This is a genomic window from Candidatus Nitrosocosmicus sp. R, from assembly GCF_054408505.1.
Genome location: NZ_CP167090.1, coordinates 1530613 through 1550289, shown reverse-complemented (window position 1 = coordinate 1550289; position 19677 = coordinate 1530613). Strand labels below are relative to the sequence as shown.

The window sequence follows — 19677 nt, the reverse complement described above, 5'->3', positions numbered from 1 at the left end:
CCGAAATGTTGTAAAAAATGCTAATAAACGTGACGATTTTTCCACTTTTTACCATACAACAACATTATTATTCTACGAGAAAAAGTAATGAATTACTACAATCTGGTTATTAGAGTTATGAAAATTGGTATACTGGATTTATCATTAATACAGTTCCAATCGATAGGTAAAAATAATTGGTCAATTAATGACAACTCCATGATAGAATCGGACTCATTTCCCCAGGGTTACCATACGGTAAATCCATATTTGGTAATTGGAAATGTATTAGAATTCATTAAATTTTCAGAATTAGTCTTTGATGCAGTTGTTATCAAACGATTTAAAGAAGAAAAAGGTTTGTACGCTGAAATTAAAATCGGTGATACTTGTATTATGATGGAGGAAGATTATAAAATTAGTCACTCTTGTTCACTTTCATTGTGGGTCTACGTTAGAGATGTCGATGCTACTTACGATAAAGCATTGAAAGCAGGTTGCAAATCAATTCAAGCCCCAACATACGAGTACGCATTGGATAAATTGGCTAAAGTAGTGGATCAGTTTGGAATTATGTGGCTTATTGCAACATTTAATACCAATACCTAAATTATTTTGTTATTATTGATCAATGAAGCCAAGATTTCTCCTTAATAGTATTGATTATCTACAACCTTTACTGCTATTGGAGATGGCCAAATACCTGAGCTGTTTTTCGTGTGACCTATTGATTGAGGTGACAATTTTATATTCAAAACAACCGTAGGATATCAAGAGGTATTATTCAGGTGACTTATTCCAAATTTGATTACCTCGCATGCCTGAAACTTACGTTCTTTTTTTTGGAATAAAACATCTTCTCAGATAAATTTGCTATGCTTTATAGATCAGCGGGGAAAGAAAGCTTATGTAAAAGCTACTCCTCAATTTGAATGTCAAAGTTCCCGTTCCGTCGATACACTACCCTGACTCATTTTTTTTTAGTGGGAAATTCCTTGGGAGTAGTATTGTTGATATTAAATTTTGCACTCTCGAATTAAATATTTCATACTTTGAGCTAAAAACCATCATTTATTTGATTAATTGCAAAAATCATCATGTATAAAAGCAAATTTTATATCATGGATTTCTAATTCTAGAGATGTGGGTAGATCATCGATATTTACATCTGATAGTGAAAAGGATGATCTAAACAATAAGAATGGATTGTCGACAGATAAGTTGCCCGGGCGGCTAACCCTATTTGGATTTGAATTCTATAATAGGATAAAATTATTTCCTTGGTGGCTACAATTTCACAAAGGACAAACCGCCGAATCAAGCCTCAATGATAATATTATAGACTTGGGCAAAACGTTGGGCTTTGAGGATAGATGGATAAAAGATATACTACGTCACACAATATCTGAATTTTCAAAGAAAGGTTTGGGCACTGATTATTATGGTTATCATAATATTCAACACGAACTAGAAGCTGTTTACTTCACGCTTTTATCGATTTCTGGGATTAACAAAATGGAAAATTTCAAAATATCTCAAGAAGAAACTACTTATTTATTTGTAGCTGCGCTGTTTCATGACTATGATCCTCTTAAGGAATTTGATAAACCCAATGAGGATTCTGTCGAATTTTTCATTAGAAACGATCCTAAAATTAAAGAATTTATTGCTAGTGCAAATCTGAATATCGATTTAGTCATGATACTGATTCATAGAACTGCTTATCCGTTCAAAGGGGAGATTGAGCAATATGCGACTAGGAAGATTGATGAATTATTTGATGAAGCTGGAATTTTCCAACACGATATTAAAACAAGGGAGCGTTTTCGAAGTTTAGGATGGTTTCTTTCAGTGTCTGAGCGAATAGCCGGATACGCGTTGGGGAATTATGAACATGCAAGAGATATCGCAAGACGTAATGCTCATGCGTTGGGATGGCATCCTTCTGTGATTAATAAGAACTCTGTGAAATTTTTTGATAACCTTATGGTAGAAGAAAAGGAGATGTTTGATTATATTATGTCAAATATACCTACTGAATTTAGGAAAAATTTCTATGATAACGTAGCGTACTTTAAGGAATCATGGAATAAAGAATTAGGATTAAAAGATTCCAAAAGAGGTACAAGATTGATATTTGTTACCGAAGGCCAAAATGGCAAAGTGAATGAGGATACTATGAAAATCCTTTTAGATATTAACAGTCGGGTTTCCACATTGATGAGGCAAAGTGAAGAATATTTCAGAAAAACAATCGCAGATGAATCTTCTATCTTGGTAACACTAAGGATGAACAACAGGAATGGTGATATAATAGGTTATGCAAAAGGCGGTCCATTGGAAAATTATGAATTGCGCCCAGGTACTGTCGATGTGAATAAGGGGTCAATGAATACCGTTTATCTTGAAGGGGTCAGCATCCTTGAAGGTTATTGGGGGGGAACCGGTGGTCATTACTTAAGGATAAAGTTTTTAGGCGAAGCCATCAAGAATAAGTACAGTTATGTCACTGGTTATGCTCACAGGGATGTAATATTTCAACGAAAAAAGAAAAGCGAAATTATTGAAATTGTACAAAAGTATGATCCTGATAAATTAGATTATTACCGGATAGATCTGAACAATTCAATCTATCAAAGAATAGTTACTGATGCTTATGACATAGTTTGCTAAAAAAGACCTGCGACTCTTGTTAGCACATTCACGAAATACAAAACCATGGGCCGGTGTCTGATATTCTGATATTTATTGGGAAGTCGCGAGTATGCCAAAACCTATTTTTTTCGAAAAATTGGCTGGCGATAAGCGAAATATGTTTGGGAATGAGAATTCAAGACTTTTAGGATTTTTGATTTCAAAGCGAAATATACAAAGAAGATTTTTCAGATTGTATTACAATGGTTAACAAAAATGGAAAGTGATAAAATCACTCGTCCTGTTATTTACAATTGTAAACATTAATTCACCCTTAATTAGCACAGCAATGATATAGTCCTAATATGGCTATTTTTTGCACCGGTATTTCTGTTTATTAAATAAATCTAATTCTTTTATATCGGAATACACTTTTAAACAATCAAAGAGGTTTTGCGATTCTCATGCAATAAAAGCAAGTATTAATCAATATTCATCAAAAGCTTTATAAAAGACTAGTTTGAATGTAATATTGATTATGTCAGAAGGATGTGGTTTAGCAGATCACTGGTATATAATGGGATTATCATTATACAAAAGGAAATCATATGAGGTAGCTATCAAATGCTTTGATAGATCTCTGGCTCTATCTTCATTGAAAAGCTATAATTCATGGTATATGAAAGGAAATTCTTTATATCAGATGAATGAATTCGAGGAAGCTATCAAATGCTTTGATAGATCAGTGTCATTATGATACTTTGTTGACAGGTGTAATTCGATACAAGTAAAATAAAAGGCCTGTAATTGATGATTACTTTTTCCATTCATGTGCTAGATAAATCCAATGAAATCAATGATTATAGGGTTATCCCCAATGGTGGATCATGCTCGCCTTAGATATCCCATCAACAACTAAAATCTTTATTACAAAAAACTTTTGGGTTTGGAATGGTTCTGGATACCAATCAGGACGACTTAATTATTTCAAACATCCGATGATTGGATTTTGTTTAGGATGATCAGGAGTAGAGCAAGACGAGGGTAGATGACTTTATCTTGGGACGATGAGCCTATGTGTTGACCGTCAAATTTGGTCCTTTAATTATTCTTTTATGATATTTATTACTATTAGTCTACCGATACTTTTGAGTGAACCAAATATCCTTTTTAAACCATACAGCACTTTAAGTATTTACTTCTGCCTATGATCTTGTATGACCTTATTTGCTGTGTCCTCTCCTGCTCTTATTAATTCCTTGATGGTATCAGGAGAGAAATCGGCATTTTCAAAGATATGAGGGTACATTTCATCGCGTGAAAAATAATAGATTTCTTTAATTTCCGCCCCATGATCCTCATGGTATTTCTTATATTTACGACGAATTTTGTTTAAAGTATTCTTGTCTAATTGTAATTTGTCTGCATTATTTTCAAAGATTTGATAAAGTTCTTCAATAAAGTCCAAATAACGCGTAATTACCCCGGACATTTTGATATTGTGTTCAGTTTTGTCTGAAAACATAATGTCTCTGGCCCTGTGATGCACTTCGGCTATATTACCAGGCAACGAGTCAACCTCCTTTGGATAATTTTCTACTAGAAATATCTTCTTATCCATGATCGGCGATGCGTCAAGCACTTCTCTAAGTGGAGTGTTACTCAAAAGGCCGCCATCCCAGGCAAAAACACCTTTGTCAACTTCTATCCATGGGAAATTGTAAAGTGGATAAGCAGAGGTAGCCAAGATATGCTTGGGCTCTATTTGTTGCTTGAAACTATCAAATATTAATGCTTTGGAATCGAGAATACTAACAGCGGTCAGTATTAGACGAGGATTGCTATTTTCTCCCGGTCTTAACTTATCATAATCAATATATCGTTCCAAAGTCTTGATCAGTGGTTGATGATCATAGAGATAGGTCCATTTCATTGGTGTAAAGTACTCTGGGTCTGAAATCGCATATTCCGGAAACCACCTAGGTTTGAAAAATTTTTCATTTCCGAACGCTGCAGAGCTGTAGAAAGATTCAAGTTGTTTGATTTTAATCTGTTGATCCTTCTTCATTTCTACATAACTTGCGATCGTGTCATTCTTATGAAGTGGATAGACAAAATTTTTATAAAACTGCTTCATTAGGTTTGAACTTGAAAAACCAAAAAATTTATCTTTATGAACAAAACTTTCAGAAAGTTCGATCCAGAATTCTTCTAATATTTGATCTGTCCTATCTTTATTTCGACTACCTGCTATAATGGCCGCATTAATCCCACCAATTGAAGTCCCCGCAATCAAATCCAAATCAAGATGATGTTTTACTAATGCTTTGTACACTCCACATCCAAAAGCACCAAGTGATCCACCACCTTGAAGTACCAGCACGTTCTCAATAGTTGTTATTTTTTCTCCAGACAAATCCAAGTACAATAGAATCATAATTCTAAAAAGGTTTGACATTTGGATATTATTGTATATGGAAAATCTTCAAAATATTATATGGATATAATTCGACCTTTCATTATACCTTACATGCTTTATGATAAAATATTTAGAAGTGCTAAAATCTAGAAAGAAAGAAAAAGGGTTGGGCCTTGAAGACTCAGAGTAATTAATCTTCCTGGTTTTGCATTCCAGAGCTGATTCTCGTTAGCACAATCACAAATTTCCTCTACTTCTACAGGAGCTGAAAAAGAAAACTAATGATAAAACATAGTTAAGGGCACGATATTTGTATGATTAATTATAGAAGAAACAAAAGCACATCTTCATTCTCATTTTTGAGAATTGAATAATCATATAAATATATTATAAGGAAGGTTCTCATTGTGAATACATATAAAAGCAATAAATTAACACTAGGATTAATTACTGCAGTAGTTACGATCGCGATATTTGGTTCCGCCTTACCAAATCAGGTAATGGGTCAGAACAATGGTACTGAACAACAAAACCAGACGGATTATACTAGTTTTCATTCAAATATTGAACAGATTATAGGCCATATTGAAAAGGCCGAGTTAAATAAATTCCACAATGATACTGAATTAACTTTATCTCATACTCTTCATCCCATCGAAGAAGTATTGTCACTTGTAACTATTCCATTATCTATGGCCGACAGGAATCTAAATGATACCTATTTTAATGATTTGAATCAATTGGCCGGGTTGGCTTCCAATAATGGTACTACATTAGCAGAATTTGAGGACAAGGGCAAGTCTTCAATAGACTTGTCCAATAATGTGGTTACAAAGGTTATACCAGCAGTCGTACTAAATACTGCAGAGCACAAAATTAGCGTTATAAAAGATCTATTAAAAACTGCTGCTTCTGAATACAAAGAGGGAGTCACAGGGGGTAATATTACATTGGAATTGGAATATCAGGATGGTTCAGCATTTGTAGATAGGGCTAGTGCATTGTTCAATAACACTGAAAACATTTCAAATGATACTCATGCAATTACGACGTTGTTGTCTGATTTTGCAAATTTGACAGACTCTTTCCAGAACCTTAGAGACCAATCTATTGTTAACCAAATAATTGAGAGGATAAACAATGATTTGGATACTAGTAACAATTCTACAAGCGCTAATGCCAGCTACAATCCAACATCACAGGACTATATAGACAAAATCAGAGGATTGCTAAATGAAACTGTCTCTGCATATGAGTCTAATGATAAAATTAAAGCCAAAGAATTGGCCACCGCTGCATACTTGGATAACTTTGAGTATTTAGAAGCACCAATTGGCAAAGCACTAGCCGATAAGGGCGAGGCTTTACTGAGGGAGAAGCTTCGTGAACAGATCGACGAAAATGCATCCATAGATGAGATAAAGCAAAATATCGCTGATATCAACAAGCTACTTGACGATTCGGCTACATACTTAGAGTCAAATCCACAATAATTTTTTTCTTGGTTTACTTCCTTTTGCATGTATGCTTAAACGTTTTATTTCATTAGGAACAAATCCTGATACATAAAGAAAGTGCTGCAGATTTAGTTTTATCATATATGTAAATAGTTTGAATTACTTTGCAAATCGAGAAATCAGTTGATTATGCCATTATCACAACATTTCATGAAAGGTTACAAAATCTTTTAAAATTTCTTAAAATTCGAACATAACAAATAATATCAACTTTGACATTGTCCTCACTGATTGTAGCAAATGACTCAACAAATTCCTCTTCTAACTCTCATCGTTAGACCATATTTTTTATCATTACGACGTTTATCACTGCCATCTACCTTTCCTCTTTTATGGCCAATCCTATTAACGCTCTAGAATTTGATAACAGCACCCAACTTTCAAATTATTTTCAAAGACTACCAGTAAACCTAACTGATAAGTTTACAATGCTTATCCTGTTTGCCGATTTGATACACGACAAAATATCTAATACCGTTGAAACTCTTGAAATTTCAAGCAGAGATGAGTCACTTAAGAATGTGCCATTTATAAAGAATGTTAGCAGTGATCATAACGGTATTCATTCTACTTTAGACTTGAACAAAAGAAATCTAGCTAAAGATATCCTCCAACGAAACAAAGATATTGCAAGCATTTTCTTTGTGCTACCAAATGGAGATATCTATATGGGAGAACCATATAGGGATCAAGAGCAGCTTCCAAGAATTAATTTTGCTGATCGAGAATGGTATAAAGGAGTTGTCAAAAATGATCAAACCTGCATGAGTTCAATTTTCTTGTCTGCTTCTATAAATGCTCCTGCAATAGCAGTTGCGGTCCCAGTTTACTCTCAGAAGAGCGATTCAAATATCCAAACCGGTTCAAGCTCTCTGAGTGGATACTGGGTCGGGATAATAAATTTGAAATCTTTAGTAGATTTGTTGGAGGGTCTGCCTCTAAACAATGAAAATCGGTTCATCCTGATCGATCATAATGGGTCTGAACTTTTAAATACCAATAAAACAAAGAGTGGACCATATTATTCTAGTAGCCTTGATAATACATTATCGTTGAGTTCAGTTAGTAATATGACCTATCAGGTAAAACTTGAGACATTTGATCATTTTAATCTAATTAATGAATTCGCAAATGAACCTAGACCCGTATTTCTCAAAGATAATTTGGATGATCAGAAGTTGATGTTTTGGAAGTCTATTAAAATAAAGGACTCCAATTGGCATGTAGTTTTAATAACCATGAATGATTCATAGATCTTTTTTTTGCATATCTGAATAAATCCAAGATTCATTACATCAAATTTTCTTGAATAAGTAAGGGAGGGCATTCTAATGGATCTTTTCCAATCACTGACATGTTGACCTGTAACACACAGCATTTTCATTTACATAAAAAAAGTAAAATGGCCCGCGTCTTAATTTCCGAAATATTGACAAATCTTGTAATCTCATATACTCTATTGTATTAGAGAGAGTTGGGTTTTATTCATGGTTGAAAGAATAAACGCAGGAATTTGCATTTTGGAATTCATCAATCATTATAGATTATTGTACTTCTGCATTCTGTTTCCTTTACCCCATTTTTCTCAGATATAATTTTCTTTAGCCCGTTAATCATAAATTGATCCATATTATCGCTAATTTTTGCACTCTCGGACACTGTAATTCCGCTATTGGGTAAGATGCCAATTTTGGGCATCGAGTTCGCAGCAGTATCAGTAAAATTATCAGAAATATTATCCAATATTTGTTCAAGAATCGTATTGTTGATTACACCCTTTATGATCATCTTATCGACTTGTGTGTTCTGGTCACCTAATGTCTGTATTTCTGTTACTTTGATGTCAAATTTGTCTATTATATAGTCTACGTCATCACTTGAACCACTGAATATAATAGGAACAAATGAATTTGACCCCTCTAGGGACGCTATCTGCAACTTTAACAATTCCCTTTCTCTGTTAGATACTAAATCTTGGTACTTTTGAAAAGCCTCATCCAAAAATTCATAGCATTTGCCGTTTAAATTGATATTCACATTCTTCTGAGGATAATAATTATATGCGGCAAAAAAAAGTAGAATTCCACCAATTATGCCTATTACTATTCCAGGCACTATGACAAATTGTAAATTTCTCAGACCCTTTCTTACTCCTGAAGTCGATAATCGGGATACCAAAATAATCTTTCCTTTATCTTTCATTCAAATCTTACTTCATCATTAAGACCATTTTAGTTTCGAAATGAAGAGGAAAGGAAAATTCATTCTTGTATGTTTAGAGACAGTCAAGCTAAACTAAAATCATTTTGAATGTCATACTAACCTCCTGCAAACAGGTGGCACTAATGGAAATTGATCAAATCCGAATTTCTACTTGGCCTAAAAACCAAATTTTAACTTGATGATTAATCTGTATCATATGATAACATTTTGTCATTTCCTCATACCCACGCACGAGGGGATATCTTCAAAAATAACTACAATTTTCGATGGAATTTATTTTTTTTAAAACAACTGGCTTACTAATCTCATCTAGTCATATGAAATATGAGTAATGTTTCTTATAAAATTGCGTACTAGAAGGATAAGTGACACTAAATTCTATTGACACACTGGTTAGTCTTTAGGTTTTTTAACAAAAATGTTAAACTAGAGGAACCGTCATTGAATTTATGATTATCGTAGTATAGCAAGGTTATAATAGGATATCCAAAATTTCTATTCTAAATTTTGTGGAATGTCTTTACATTCTTTTTTACCAATTCCCCGAATTTATCAATAGGAATTATTTTTATCGGATCCATAATGAAATATTTTTTTGCATCCGTCTTACCGCTCTTATCTTTTTTATATAAAGTTTCTAATCTGAGTAAATGTTCTTTTATTTCTTTTGCGAGTTCCATATTACAAACTTTACTATTACTAATTGATAGTAGCGATGCCTGAAGCATTTCAGTCAAATGATCCTTACCTTTCTCTTCGTGAAAATGTGGGTTCCTAGTTTCTATCTGAAATATCTCTACACCTTTTTCAACGATATCGTGTGAATCTGTAGGAAGCAATCCCCCAAATTTTTCTAATATATTAATAAATTCATATGGTTCAATAGAGTAGCCACTTGAATAATTCAAATTTTCTGCTAGTGACATCGATAGGGCATGCTCCCCTGAATTTCCAGTCTTTATAATATCAGTTTCAAATCCGGTAATATAAGATAACAATGCGTTCAAATACTTATTAGTCACTTCTGATGTTCGTCCCCATTTAGGGAATTTCAATATGTTATTCCTTATTTTTGGTTTGTATAGCCACGAAATCCTGATATTGCTGTAAGGGGTAGATGCCATCCCAAATCCGACGGCATATATCTTACAATATTCATTTACCGCTCCTGGAAAATAATTGTCACTATCTATAAAGCCGACATACTTTTTATTATGCATCTTAGCCATTAAAATGCCTACTATCATACCTTCAGCTTTTCCATCGCGAATCTGTTTTTTTGAGTCTAAAATCGATGTATATTTTACTTCCTCAAATATCTTTGCAAGATCCGGATCACCTTGATGAATTATTATTATTTTCTTATCTGCAAATTGAGAATATTGCTTGATCATTTCAACCTCCATTGAAAATCTATTTACAGGGGAAATCTGACTATTCGATACAATAACAACCATGCATTCATTAGGAATGCCACTCAAAACCCCTTCTATTAACCTTAATCTTTCATTTTTTATTGGAATGACAATCGCGAGGTCTCTAAAGATGCTGGAAAGCTCATCATGGTCAAAGGCACGGATAGTCCTATGTCCACCGTGAAACTCGGGAGACTTTCCTGAATCCAATTCATAAATTTTCTGCACCGCGTGGAGACTAATAGCTCCTATCCTCTCAGAAAATCTAGGGGGGAAATCAAGTTTCATACATAATTATAATTTAGCTTATAATAATACCTATTCCACAAAACTTATGGGTGAGCACATAATAATACCCTTCTCATTATATTATCTATTACCGACTATGACTGTGAAACCAAAACTTGTAGCATTCGACATGGATGGCACTTTGATTCAAGGAAGATTAATAGAAGTAATTTCTAGAAAATTTAAGTTAACCGAAAAAGTAAGTTCAATTCAATCTGACCCCTCCCTTTTGGGGTATCAGAAAACCCGATTAATAGCCTCCCTTCTCAAGGGTATCAAAGAAAGTGAGATGGTTGATTCAATTAATTCTATCCCAATAATGCACAACGCAGATAAAATTGTGACATGGTTTAGGAAAAATGGGTATAAGACAGGCATTATAACCGATAGTTACAGCATTGCGGCTCAAGTTGTTGCGAATAAACTTGATTTGGATTTTTGTTCGGCCAATGAATTAGTTGTTAAAGACGGGATTATCACCGGTGAAATTGTCATGCCTCTTGGGTGGGAGAAAATTGGATGTCCGTGTAACATATCCATTTGCAAACAATTTCACTTGAATCATTATGCTACAAAGTATGGTGTTCAAATTAGAGATACAATTGCCATCGGGGACACGAGGGGAGATATATGCATGATAAAGCAAGCTGGCTTGGGCATTGTTTTTATGCCAAAAGACCAAGATATCATCAAACAAAGTAAAAACATTATTCACAACCCTGATCTTATTGAAGTGCTAAATTATATGTAGTATATAAAGTGTAATACTTAAATTTGAGTATTGAGGTTATTATTATATCTTGTTATACAATAGTAATTGTTTAGGAATTTTTTAAAATGTGTGGGATTGTAGGAATATTAAGTAAGAAAGGAGAGAATGTAGCACCGTTAATTGAAAAAATGTTAACATGCATGAAAAATAGAGGACCTGACGGAGTTGGATTGGCTACCGAAGATGAGATAGTATACTCAAATACATTTGATAAATTATTTTTTTCACAGGCCAATGCATACAACGTACTCGGACACTCTCGATTAGCAATAGTTGGTGGGTCATGTGGTTCACAGCCTTTTATAAGCTGTGACAAAAAACTGGTTTTGGAACACAATGGGGAGATTTATAATTATAGAGAACTGAGGAAAAGTCTTGAAGGCCGTCATAAATTTACCACCTCTACTGACAGTGAAGTTGTCATACATCTGATAGAGGATCATTATGAGAAAACAAAAGGTAATTTGTTAGAGGCAGTAAAAAGGACTGTTTTTCAACTTGACGGAATTTATGTTTTAGCCATACGAGAACAATCAACTGGAAATATCATCTTAGTGAGAGATGGTATCGGGGTAAGGCAAATTTATTATGGTGAAAATGACCGATTTATCGCATTTGGATCAGAAAAGAAAGCCTTATGGAATATCAATATGTTTAGCAAGATAGAAAGGCTATTACCGGGATATGCATTGGCTATTTCTAAAACAGGAAACGAGCATACTTATGATACATCTTTGCACCCTATAACGGTCAATACCAGTAAGTCAATTCGGACTAAATATCCAATAACCTATAAAGATATTGATTCTGCTCTGGATGCCTACAATGACGCTCTAATCCAATCTGTTGAAAAACGGGTAAGGGATTTCAGCCGAATAGGTATTGTCTTTTCTGGTGGAATTGATAGTGTTATCGTTGCATACTTGGCAAAACAAATGGTTCCTGATGTCATTTGTTATACATCTGGAATTAAGAATTCAAATGATATTACAAATTCTATAGATATAGCAGAAAAACTGGATCTTCATTTGGAGATTAATCAATTGTCCGAAAATGACGTTGAAAAAATGATACCTGAGATCATAAATGTGATTGAAGATGATAATATGGGTCAAGTTGAGGTTGCAATCCCAATTTATGCTGCAGTAAAACTAGCACGTGAGCAAGGAATAAGGGTCATGCTTACAGGTCAGGGCGCCGATGAGATTTTTGGTGGCTATTCATGGTATTCTAAGATTGTACAAAAATATGGATACGACAAGATATTAGAGTATATGATTAAGGATGTGAAGTTATTATACAAGGAAACACTTGAAAGGGAAGATAAGATAACTATGTCACAGAGCGTAGAATTGCGAGAACCGTTTCTTGATCCCCAGCTAATTGATACTGTATTGAGAATCGACCCGAGATTAAATATCCAAAATGGGGGTACTGATACATATGACAATTTTGGAAAAAGAGTTCATCGTAGACTAGCTGAAAAATTGGGGATTCCGAAGGAAATTGCTTATAGGATTAAAGAGGCGGCTCAACATGGCTCAGGGATCCACAATGTCTTGGATTCTCTCGCTAGGAAGAATGGATTCAGCGAGACTAGTGTCAAGAGTAGCTACTTAGATAAATTAGGGAAAAGGGAATTGATGGGGAGTTCTCAACGTTACGGGCATTTGTTTGAGAGTGAGAAAATCTGGAATATAGAACCCCATATACAGATGTACTTGGAGGATATTGCAACTAATATTTTACCCACTATATCTAAACAATAAACCTCTTTTTAATTGCTCAATAAACAACATTTTGTAATATTTACGACTAAGCAAATTAAATAATTGAGCGCACTTTGATTTTATAAATTCTAAAAATATTTTTCCACTATGTAACTTAAAAACAGTTTACTAATCGAAAACTGAAGGTGATATTTTATCCCAATCTAAGAGATAGTCAATCTCTTGCGTAATTAGAAATGGCTAGTTCCGTCTCCTATCCAATATCATCCAACCAGCCTAACGAATACATCATCCCATAGTTTATCAGTCCAGATACTATGTCCTATGTCTTATCGTACTTTCTTAATCTATTCCTAAACACATCATTTATCATCCTGTACTTTTTTATCCTGCAGCTGGCATCTTCAACTATTATCCTTATTTTAGAGATCTTTGTTGTATTCCTTTTCCTCTTCCGTTAGATCCTTTAGATTCTTTTCTTTCTTTTTTGTCGGTAAAGAGGAACTTTTATTTTGGATAGTCTTTTTGTACTCCCAGCCCAGGATTCCTAGATCAAATGCATTGATAACATCTTTTGGCATAACAGGATGATTCTTCTTGTATATTTTGTAATCAGGTCTCCTACCTACCTACCTACTTCCCTACCTACCTACCTGCTTATGTTTTGATTTGTAGATTAAGACCGAGTTCGTTTACTTTGTGTATAGATTCTTTACTTCATGTTTTTTCTTCTTGCCCGAGTAGTGTATTTTTCTTCTCATCCTGTCCTTGGGTCTTGGTATTTCTCGCTCTGTACAGTCTAAAAGCCATAAAGCCTGGAAAGTACTGCTCAACTTCTTCCTCTGGTCTGTTCAATCTTTTGGTCATCTGATAGTTTTTGAAGAATGGGTACTGTCTTATCAAGCCATCAATCTTTTGAATGTCTCTACATACGTTACTCTGGTCTAAATCAAACAGGTATCCGGTCAAGGTCAAGGTCAAGGTATAGGTTACGTATAGTTAAAGTAAACCAAAATCATGACAAACCAGTTTTTTATGTCTGGCTTATACTGTCTTCCTCCTGCTCCTCCTCTTTTTTTCTTCCTCTCTTTCTCTATCTTTTCACCGAGACAGAAGACGTTCATAATGTTTGGTATTTTGATTCCATCGTTTGATAGATGTCATCAAACTGTTTGATTAAAAGACCAGTGAACGATTTGAAAAGGAAGTAATGGTTTTGTAGATAACCTTCCACACCTACGATAGTAAAGAAAGGACGAAAGGAATGACAGAGGCTTATCTAAAAGATAGAGGATACAAAGTCGTTTGGCTAACTATGTAAGATCTAATAATTAATGTTGTAAGATAATTAGGATTTTTAATAAAAACCAGCAACATTATGAGCCGTGTTAAATATTGGTCAAATAATTATAAAACATCGATTTAATTTTTAATATTATAAAAACCCTGCAACTAATGCAGATTCCCTTTTATCTTTTATCTTTTATCTTTTATATTACTTGGTTAATATATTATCTAGTATAGTCACAATCTGGTTATTGGATTGAATTTTATTATCGGTAGCAGGAAAATTTTGTATTTCGAGAAAGATTAACCTGTGTCACTTGAGACACATTCTCAATTAATTTTCCTTAATATATCTATACCAGCTCACATTTATAAGTAAATAAACGGTCAACAACATTTTCAACCTCATCTGCAATACAAATATCGTTTGATTTTTCTTCTTGTATCTTTTTAAAATAATTTAGAAATTGCGATATTTTCACACATCTTTTCATAAAGATGTTTGGACTAATTATGCACGAGATCTAGTATCGTTGGTGAGTACATGAGATATGATCGTAGACGCGTTAATATCTTATCAAGTCAATAAATTGGTTTGAAAATAAGTAAGGGTTCTGATAAACGCTGATAAAGATTGTAAACTATATTGTTGACCGTCTAAAGCGAGAGTCAACCTGAGCTTTAATTAGACCTTCATGCAAAATATACCCACTTCTCGACTATCCTATCTAGGGCCAAAGCATAAACTTTTGATATCGTGTCATTAACTTCAGATTATTCGTCGCATCAATTTTCTTAGCTCTAAAAGTATAAATTTTAGGGTTAATAGTGCAATAAGCCCATATTTGATGTATTTTCTTCCAAACGAGTTAAATGGTTCTTTTTCATTTTTTTTAGCATTTGATTCATTGAAAATATCCTTTTTATCTTTGGAGTCGTTCTTTGCGTATTGAATTTCAGTTCTATTTCTAGACGCATCATATTCTCTTCTCTTGTTTGGGTCGGAAAGTATACTATATGAAGTGTTAATCCTTAACATCATATCATTTGCAAGAGGAGTTTTATTTCGATCTGGATGGTATTGCAAAGCTAACCTTCTATAAGCAAACGTTATTTCTCTTGATGAAGCGTTACTAGCAATCCCTAATATTTCATAATGATCCATTTTTCCAAATCAGCTTATTAGAATTATCTCTGTACCATTATTTATTAAACTTGTTATTTAACGCAATCAGGTCTATAAATAAATTCTAACTGACACCCAACACCATTCGTTGGCTTCCACGGATAGCCACATAATAATTAAAACTTGTTGTTAGGTTCCATGGAGAAATAAATACATGAGTGGTGCCCTGATTTTCAAAATACTCATCTATCCATTTTCAACTAATCATAAGTTGGATAGCTTCAAATGGAAGGACTATTTAACAAAATATGAACTCCAAATTTGGAATTATCTAAATAACACGGAGATTGAGGTTGTTGACATTTCAGCCATTCAGGATTTCCTCTAATTCTAAGTCATCAATTTTTTCCCCATTTTTCTTTTGGGTTTTCTTTTGGGTTTCCTTAGGAGGAACACTGTAATACTTTTCATCCCACTTGCCGATTATTAACGACATCGAATTCATCAAATCAGTTACGCAATCCAGAAAATATTGTTTATCTAGCCCATTGGTAAAAACCACCTTGTATAATTTAATAAAAGGATGATCCCTTATAATAGAAACCTTCATAGGTAGTATCATTTGACTAATTTCAATATAGGTTAGTTCAATTTCTCTTGCCCTGGATTGGGTGTTTAAATGTATTTCTATGTTCTTGTCGAGTTCAAATGTTGTTCTTAAGATTAATCCATCGCTTAAGTCGTCCTGAAATTCTAAATAAAAAGGGGTACTTAATCCGGAGGAGTATGGAACTTGTGGTGTTATCTCTGCTTGAAATTCTATCCCTTCGATATTAACATTATCAGATTTGTCTACGACCTTATACCCCCAACTTTGAAGCCAACTTGATAACTCTGTAAATTTAGATTGTTTTAAATTTGTTAACTGTTTTTGTTCATCTTTGTTTTCAGGGATTGCAATATCTTTTGGTGATTCATTTTGTGTCGATGTAGACATAGTCTAAAATAAAATTAGAGGTTATTTAAATAATGATTTTACTCTCAATGACGAAATTCAATTTATTCCTTTGGGGAATAAATTGAGTATGATTTATTTTTTTAACCTTATATTCACCTTTAAGTATTGCAAATGTTTTATGGTTTTTGGGGCTAGAAAACATGAAAAATCTCGATCAGCAATCATCAATATATGTTCAAAAGAATTAAACTAATGACTTATCATTATTTTTCAATACTCTACCTGGTTTGGATTTAACCTTGAATTAGGATTATAAATGAAACACCCCGGTCTATTGATGATGATCACTGAAATTCTCGTATTAACCTATAGAAATTTAATCGCATCTATTGATAAAGTCTTCCTAATCTGGCAGATTATATTTCCAATTTTTTATATTTTCATATCTGGATATGCTTATTCTGCGTTGCTGGGAAATCAAGGGATACGAGTGGGAGAAATATTGGTTAGTTATCCGTCATTTTTAGCTGTCGGTATGATTGGGTTCAATGTAATGAATAGTAGTACAGTAGCTGGAAGTATTATTTGGACCGATAAGAGGAATGGTATGTTTCAACAGATATTGGTAATGCCATTTACCAAGGTCCAATACATATTTAGTAATTTGGTAACGATCATGCTAATGGGGTTGACAAGTGCAGTATTAATCTTGATAATTGGACTTCCTACTGTACTTGGGAGTGCTCACCCTACTTTATGGAGCATACCGTATGCCCTGTATGCCATTATTATAGGCGCGATCTTTTTTGGATCATTTACAGTCATAATTTCAACAAGGTTGAAGAGTAGTGAAGGATTTAATGTGATAAGCAACGGCATTTTCCTTTTTTTCGCTTTTGCTAGTACGACCTTTTACCCGGCAGAGGGCATTCCTGAACCCCTGAAAACAGCTTTCTACATGAATCCGTTGACCTATATAGTCGACATAACCCGTGCCGGAGTCTACGCTCAAGTATCAGACTTTGTACTCCTTGAAGTAATCATAATTACTATTCTAGCAATAATTGCTTTCTCTGTTGCTGCAGTTTCTATGTTGAGGATTAAGGTCTAGCCAATAACATCCTCTTTATTTTACCATTGTCAAAAACACATCTTCCAACGAAGGCGAACTGATCGATACATTAATTATTTTTATCCCTTTTAAAGTAAAGGTTTCAATTAGTTTTGTTAAAGTGTTTTGGGGATCGATTGAAGTTATTTTCAAGCTGTTTTCCCCATCTCTAATTATTTGAGAATTGGGTGAGACAGTGCCTGCCAGTTTCAAAATTATCTCAGAAATCTTTTCTTTTATCTGGATTTGGATTATGTTTTCTTTACCATATTTTTTTTTCAGACCTAAAGGGGTATCAAAGGCGACTATTTTGCCTCTATTAATGATAGCTATATCGTCACACAAATATTCTGCCTCCTCCATAATGTGAGTGGTAAAAAATACGGTAAGTCCTGATTTCACTTGGCTCTTTATATAATCTAGTAACACTCGACGAGCTGTAGGGTCCAACCCAACCGTAGGTTCGTCGAGAAACAATAGATCCATTTCATGAATGAATTCTCTAGCAACTTGTACTCGTCTTTTTTGGCCAATTGATAATTCGTCATTTTTAACATTTCTAATTTCTTGTAGATCAAATGAAGTTATTATTTCAGTAATTTTTTCTTTCCTCTTCGTTCGTCCTATTCCCCACATTAATCCATACAGGTCCATAGCCCTTTCCACGGTTAGGTTTGCCTCAGAGCTTGGCTGTTGAGATACCACTCCTATTCTCTTCCTGATTGTTGAGGAAGATTTGTTAACATCCAAGCCAAAAATCTCTACATTACCAGATGATGGTAATAGTAGAGTTGTGAGGATGTTTATAGTTGTACTTTTACCCGCACCATTTGGACCGAGGAATCCAAAGACCTTCCCGTAATTAACCTCAAAAGATAGCCCATCGAGCGCGGTCTTGTCACCGTATTTTTTTTTTAACTGTGAAACAGAGATACATGAATCAGATCTTGAATGAGCCAAAATTAACTTCTATTTGATATTACTTCCAAGTTTATTTGTAGTTATTCTTGCTGGGAATTTAACATAAGCGTCTGGTTATTGCTATTGACTACTAAGGGCGAAATGTGATATCAAGATGCCATTTCAATTTAGTCTTGGCTTACCTTGTCTTTATATAGCACTTTTATCTCATGGGTATTTGCCAACTACTGGCTTCTATTAATCAATTCTAGAAAGATAATTTTGTTTTTTTCAATCCGATTTTTCTCTAATCAAATGTCAATTTGTTAATTACAATAATATTACTGAAATCCTTTATCTCTTTGTGGCCTTTATTAAAACATAATTAATGAAATTTCTATCAGACTCTATCTTCATCTTTATCATGGATTTATATAGAATTATTTCGAGTAATTTGGGGTATTCCTTGGTTATTTCAGATTTTAATCTATCACGATTTTGGATATAAAAGTCGGCCAAAGGTCCGTAGATCTTTCCTCCAATATACTCTACATTTGATAATTCAAAGTTATCCTTATGCAACAAAGATTCCACCATGCTAACACTATAATGTTCAGAGGCCCAAGTTACTGCAAGTATTCCGAGGTTATAACTTTTGGAAAATGGTATTAGATCCGATTTATTGGTTATGACCGGCATGGCCATTATGAGCTGCCCTGAATTCTTCAGGATGCGTTTTGATTCATGTATAAATTTGGCGATCGGCTTAAAATGCTGCGCTGATTCAAAAGCAGCGATCCTGTCTACACTTTCATTTCTGATCGGCATTGATGTTGAAGTAGAATTAATGTGAAATATTCTAGTGTCAATATTTCCAGTCGAGGATAGATTTATCTTATCATCTTTCGAATGTTGAATTCTGCCTATATCAGAATTTGCACTTTTTAGTTGTCTTAAACTAATGTTTAGGCAATAAATTTTGAGGTTAGGATAACTATGAATCCAATGTAGGGCTGGAATGGAAAAACCACTTCCTACATCTAATAATGTTTGAGCGGTATCAAAAGATCCGTAAATTCCAAATAGTTTTGTAAGTAGTATCTGTGCTTGGAGGGGGCTTGTTATATCTTTTGTCCAATATCCAAAATTTAGTAGCCTCCCTCCAGTAGCAATGCTCATCAGATTTGAGAACGTATCATATACATTCACAATGTCATGTTCATTACGTCTAAGAATTGATAGGATGATTAGCCCTAGGATACTTCTTAACAAGATCGTTCCATAAACCATAAAGTCAAGTTCTTTAATAAAAGATTAT

At 34.0% G+C, this 19677-nt stretch carries 18 protein-coding genes; 8 read left to right on the top strand and 10 right to left on the bottom strand.

Annotated features, from left to right (window positions below):
- Positions 1-87 precede the first annotated feature (87 nt).
- The 3 genes from AAGU22_RS08010 to AAGU22_RS08000 all read left to right on the top strand — a co-directional run bounded on the left by AAGU22_RS08010 (position 88) and on the right by AAGU22_RS08000 (position 3370).
- Positions 88-588, top strand: a complete 501-nt coding sequence (locus AAGU22_RS08010; protein WP_458721663.1) for a VOC family protein — start codon at positions 88-90, stop codon at positions 586-588.
- Positions 589-1122: 534 nt separating this feature from the next.
- Positions 1123-2652, top strand: coding sequence for a hypothetical protein (locus AAGU22_RS08005; RefSeq protein WP_458721662.1), 1530 nt, complete (start codon positions 1123-1125; stop codon positions 2650-2652).
- Positions 2653-3151: 499 nt separating this feature from the next.
- Positions 3152-3370: a tetratricopeptide repeat protein gene (locus AAGU22_RS08000; RefSeq protein WP_458721661.1), complete on the top strand. Its 219-nt coding sequence runs from the start codon at positions 3152-3154 to the stop codon at positions 3368-3370.
- Positions 3371-3808: 438 nt separating this feature from the next.
- Here AAGU22_RS08000 and AAGU22_RS07995 read toward each other — a convergent pair whose 3' ends face one another.
- Entirely contained in the window at positions 3809-5071 is a 1263-nt protein-coding gene (locus AAGU22_RS07995) for a patatin-like phospholipase family protein (protein WP_458721660.1), read from the bottom strand.
- A gap of 368 nt (positions 5072-5439) precedes the next feature.
- On the opposite strand from AAGU22_RS07995, the gene AAGU22_RS07990 reads away from it, so the two are divergent.
- Both AAGU22_RS07990 and AAGU22_RS07985 read left to right on the top strand, forming a co-directional pair.
- The gene (locus tag AAGU22_RS07990; protein ID WP_458721659.1) at positions 5440-6525 is read left to right on the top strand and encodes a hypothetical protein; all 1086 of its coding nucleotides are present in this window, start codon (positions 5440-5442) and stop codon (positions 6523-6525) included.
- Between the two features lie 356 nt (positions 6526-6881).
- Positions 6882-7802 carry a cache domain-containing protein gene (locus AAGU22_RS07985; RefSeq protein WP_458721658.1) on the top strand — a complete coding sequence of 307 codons (921 nt, stop codon included), beginning with the start codon at positions 6882-6884 and terminating at the stop codon, positions 7800-7802.
- Positions 7803-8079: 277 nt separating this feature from the next.
- Here AAGU22_RS07985 and AAGU22_RS07980 read toward each other — a convergent pair whose 3' ends face one another.
- On the bottom strand, positions 8080-8751 hold the full coding sequence (locus AAGU22_RS07980) for a hypothetical protein (protein ID WP_458721657.1): 672 nt from the start codon (positions 8749-8751) through the stop codon (positions 8080-8082).
- 521 nt (positions 8752-9272) lie between these two features.
- Entirely contained in the window at positions 9273-10475 is a 1203-nt protein-coding gene (mpgS, locus tag AAGU22_RS07975) for a mannosyl-3-phosphoglycerate synthase (protein ID WP_458721656.1), read from the bottom strand.
- 103 nt (positions 10476-10578) lie between these two features.
- Here mpgS and AAGU22_RS07970 point away from each other — a divergent pair, with 103 nt between their 5' ends.
- Both AAGU22_RS07970 and asnB read left to right on the top strand, forming a co-directional pair.
- Complete coding sequence (locus AAGU22_RS07970; protein ID WP_458721655.1) at positions 10579-11226, top strand: HAD family hydrolase; 648 nt, start codon at positions 10579-10581, stop codon at positions 11224-11226.
- A gap of 86 nt (positions 11227-11312) precedes the next feature.
- Positions 11313-13016, top strand: coding sequence for an asparagine synthase (glutamine-hydrolyzing) (gene asnB, locus AAGU22_RS07965; RefSeq protein WP_458721654.1), 1704 nt, complete (start codon positions 11313-11315; stop codon positions 13014-13016).
- A gap of 383 nt (positions 13017-13399) precedes the next feature.
- On the opposite strand, the gene AAGU22_RS07960 is transcribed toward asnB, so the two are convergent.
- From AAGU22_RS07960 to AAGU22_RS07940, 5 genes are all read right to left on the bottom strand, one after another.
- Complete coding sequence (locus AAGU22_RS07960; RefSeq protein WP_458721653.1) at positions 13400-13558, bottom strand: hypothetical protein; 159 nt, start codon at positions 13556-13558, stop codon at positions 13400-13402.
- Positions 13559-13694: 136 nt separating this feature from the next.
- Entirely contained in the window at positions 13695-13952 is a 258-nt protein-coding gene (locus AAGU22_RS07955; protein WP_458721652.1) for a hypothetical protein, read from the bottom strand.
- 14 nt (positions 13953-13966) lie between these two features.
- On the bottom strand, positions 13967-14101 hold the full coding sequence (locus AAGU22_RS07950; protein WP_458721651.1) for a hypothetical protein: 135 nt from the start codon (positions 14099-14101) through the stop codon (positions 13967-13969).
- A 932-nt stretch (positions 14102-15033) separates the two neighbouring features.
- Positions 15034-15429 carry a DnaJ domain-containing protein gene (locus AAGU22_RS07945; RefSeq protein WP_458721650.1) on the bottom strand — a complete coding sequence of 132 codons (396 nt, stop codon included), beginning with the start codon at positions 15427-15429 and terminating at the stop codon, positions 15034-15036.
- Between the two features lie 325 nt (positions 15430-15754).
- Positions 15755-16387 carry a hypothetical protein gene (locus AAGU22_RS07940; protein WP_458721649.1) on the bottom strand — a complete coding sequence of 211 codons (633 nt, stop codon included), beginning with the start codon at positions 16385-16387 and terminating at the stop codon, positions 15755-15757.
- Positions 16388-16664: 277 nt separating this feature from the next.
- Between AAGU22_RS07940 and AAGU22_RS07935 the strand changes: the two genes are divergently transcribed.
- Positions 16665-17459, top strand: a complete 795-nt coding sequence (locus AAGU22_RS07935) for an ABC transporter permease (protein ID WP_458721648.1) — start codon at positions 16665-16667, stop codon at positions 17457-17459.
- A gap of 15 nt (positions 17460-17474) precedes the next feature.
- Here the strand turns inward: AAGU22_RS07935 and AAGU22_RS07930 are convergent, their stop codons facing one another.
- On the bottom strand, positions 17475-18419 hold the full coding sequence (locus tag AAGU22_RS07930; protein ID WP_458721647.1) for an ABC transporter ATP-binding protein: 945 nt from the start codon (positions 18417-18419) through the stop codon (positions 17475-17477).
- 294 nt (positions 18420-18713) lie between these two features.
- Positions 18714-19631 carry a methyltransferase domain-containing protein gene (locus tag AAGU22_RS07925; RefSeq protein ID WP_458721646.1) on the bottom strand — a complete coding sequence of 306 codons (918 nt, stop codon included), beginning with the start codon at positions 19629-19631 and terminating at the stop codon, positions 18714-18716.
- Between the last annotated feature and the right edge of the window lie 46 nt (positions 19632-19677).